The sequence below is a fragment of the Mesorhizobium sp. M7A.F.Ca.CA.004.06.1.1 genome, from assembly GCF_003999135.1.
GTDB lineage: Bacteria > Pseudomonadota > Alphaproteobacteria > Rhizobiales > Rhizobiaceae > Mesorhizobium.
In genome coordinates this window covers 1-2,049 of sequence record NZ_RZPQ01000916.1, presented here as the reverse complement: position 1 = coordinate 2,049, position 2,049 = coordinate 1, and the positions used below count along the sequence as shown (strand labels likewise).

Below are 2,049 nucleotides of genomic sequence, written 5' to 3'. Positions count from 1 at the left end.
CTTGTGGGGAGGGGCGAGGGGCGGGGGTACAGCGCTGACGTGGCAGACGAAAAGCGTTCATACTTTCAGCCCCGCTGCGGCGTCGCGCTCGGCCAGACGGTAGAGCTGGTCGCGCCCGGGCAGATAGGGATCCGGCCATTTGACACCACGGTCGCCGAGCGTGACGGCGGCGTGCAGTGTCCAGTAGGGATCGGCGAGATGCGGCCGTGCCAGCGCCACCAGATCGGCGCGGCCGGCCATCAGGATCGAATTGACATGGTCCGGCTCGTAGATGTTGCCGACCGCCATCGTCGCCATGCCGACTTCGTTGCGGATGCGGTCGGAAAACGGCGTCTGGAACATGCGGCCATAGACAGGCTTGGCCAGTGCCGAGGTCTGGCCTGCCGAGACGTCGCAGATGTCGACGCCGGCCTCGTGCAGCAGCCGTGCGATCTCGACCGCGTCGGCCGGTGTGACGCCCTCGATGCCCACCCAGTCATTGGCCGAAATGCGCATCGAGATCGGCTTCTCCGCCCGCCAGGCAGCGCGCACCGCGCGGAAGATTTCGAGGGGATAGCGCATCCGATTGTCAAGCGAACCGCCATATTCATCCGTGCGCCGGTTGGTGACCGGCGTGATGAAGGACGACAAGAGATAGCCATGCGCAGCGTGGATCTCGAGCATGTCGAAGCCGCAACGATCGGCCATCTCGGCCGAAGCCACGAATTCGTCGCGCACGCGGTCCATGTCGGCGCGATCCATCGCCTTCGGCACCTGATTCTGCGGCGACCACGCCACGGCCGAGGCGGCGATCACCGGCCAGTTGCCGGAGACCAGCGGCACGTCGGTGCCTTCCCAGCCAAGCCGGGTCGAACCTTTGGCGCCGGAATGGCCGATCTGGGCGCAGATCTTGGCTTCGGTTTCGGTGTGGACGAAATCGACCAGCCGCTTCCACGCCACCTCATGTTCGGGCGCATAGAATCCCGGACAACCGGGCGTGATGCGACCTTCCGGGCTGACGCAGGTCATCTCGATATAGAGGAGCCCGGCGCCCCCTTTGGCCCGCTCGGCGTAGTGGGTGAAATGCCAGTCGGTCGGGCAGCCGTCGACGGCCTTGTACTGCGCCATCGGCGAAACGACGACGCGGTTCTGCAGCCTCATGTCGCGCAGCTTGAACGGCGCGAACATCGGCGCGCGGCGCAGGCTGTTGCCGCCGGCGCCCGCCTGGCGCTGGAACCATTCCTCCGCACCGCCCAGCCATTCGGCATCGCGCAGCCGCAAATTCTCATGGCTGATGCGCTGCGAGCGGGTCAAAAGCGAATAGTTGAACTGCACCGGATCGAGGCCGAGATAGCGCTCGACCTCCTCGAACCATTCCAGCGAATTGCGCGCCGCCGATTGCAGCTTCAGCACCTCGGTGCGGCGGGCATCCTCATATTTACGGAAGGCGGCATCCAGGTCCGGCTCGGTTTCGACATATTCGGCCAGCGCCACGGCACTTTCCAGTGCCAGCTTGGTGCCGGAGCCGATCGAGAAATGGGCTGAGGCCGCCGCATCGCCCATCAGCGCCAGATTCTTGTAGGACCAGCGCTCGCACAGCACGCGCGGGAAATTGATCCAGGCGGAACCACGGATATGGTTGGCATTGGTCATCAGCGCGTGGCCGCCGAGATGTTTTTCGAAGATCCGCTCACAGACAGCGATCGATTCCTGCTGCGACATCGCGCTGAAGCCGAAAGCAGTCCAGGTCTGTTCGCTGCACTCGACGATGAACGTCGCGGTGTCGCTGTCGAACTGGTAGGCGTGCGCCCAAACCCAGCCATGCTCGGTCTTCTCGAAGATGAAGGTGAAGGCGTCGTCGAATTTCTGGTTGGTGCCGAGCCAGACGAACTTGCATTTGCGGGTGTCGATGTCGGGTTTGAAGATGTCGACGAAAGCGTTGCGCGCCCTGGAGTTGAGGCCGTCGGCCGCGACGACCAGATCATGCGTCTCCATGTAAGGTTTGGGATCGGCGATGTCGGTCTCGAACATCAGCTTGACGCCGAGTTCGCGCGCCCGGCGCTGCAGCAG

At 64.1% G+C, this 2,049-nt stretch carries 1 protein-coding gene; it reads right to left on the bottom strand.

The window, feature by feature from the left end:
• Positions 1-57 precede the first annotated feature (57 nt).
• Positions 58-2,049, bottom strand: a 1,992-nt coding sequence (locus tag EN906_RS32075) for a bifunctional salicylyl-CoA 5-hydroxylase/oxidoreductase (protein ID WP_127375679.1), incomplete at its 5' end; no start/stop codon positions are given.